This window comes from Asticcacaulis sp. AC402 (assembly GCF_000495835.1).
GTDB lineage: Bacteria > Pseudomonadota > Alphaproteobacteria > Caulobacterales > Caulobacteraceae > Asticcacaulis.
In genome coordinates, this window is the sequence record NZ_AWGC01000075.1 from 1 (window position 1) to 742 (window position 742).

General features: G+C 52.3%; 1 tRNA gene and 1 rRNA gene. Both read left to right on the forward strand.

The window, feature by feature from the left end:
- The first annotated feature begins 28 nt into the window (after window positions 1–28).
- Window positions 29–104, forward strand: a tRNA-Ala gene (locus tag ABAC402_RS38935).
- Between the two features lie 437 nt (window positions 105–541).
- Window positions 542–742, forward strand: a 23S ribosomal RNA gene (locus ABAC402_RS40755); the annotation flags it as partial.

Here is a 742-nt window from a genome sequence, read left to right on the forward strand (position 1 = left end):
AGGGTTTAAGCGTCTGTCCTCGTGTGAGGGGGCCATAACTCAGTTGGTAGAGTGCCTGCTTTGCAAGCAGGATGTCGTCGGTTCGACTCCGTCTGGCTCCACCATTCGCGTTGCGAATGGTTCGTTTGTTGGCGTTCAAGCGCCCAGAAATGCCTGACACTTGGGGCTGCGCGCCGCAGTGGCGCTAGGTCGCTTCGCTCCCGGTTCCGGTTGAGCAGCGAAAATGCTTACGATGCAAAACAAGTTTTTCGGCTGTGAGGGTAACCTCTGGTCGGAAGGGTGCAGGGTCTTGACCCTGCCTGAAATTGTAAATGAAGGGTTTCCCCGGTTGTTCATAGCTTTAGGGGTGATCCGAGAAGACATTGTCTGACACAGACATCTTCGATGAACTACGTATGCCACAACTTTCCGAGCATACGGGGGAGAAGATGTCTAAGAACGACGTATGAATATGTGATGGTGCGACGCTGCCCTAGTAGCGGTCGTGACAATCGACGTGATCGTATCATTACATTGTAAACACATGCGTTTTGTTGAGAACGATCAAGCGTTAAAGGGCTTCTGACGGATGCCTTGGCGTAGAGAGGCGAAGAAGGACGTGGCAAGCTGCGATAAGAACCGGGGAGGCGCTAGCACCCTTTGATCCGGTTATTTCCGAATGGGGGAACCCATCTTTACGGCCTTCCAATTTAAAGAACGTGGATAAGACAGAGGAAGCGGTTGCATGCCGCAGAGACTGTTT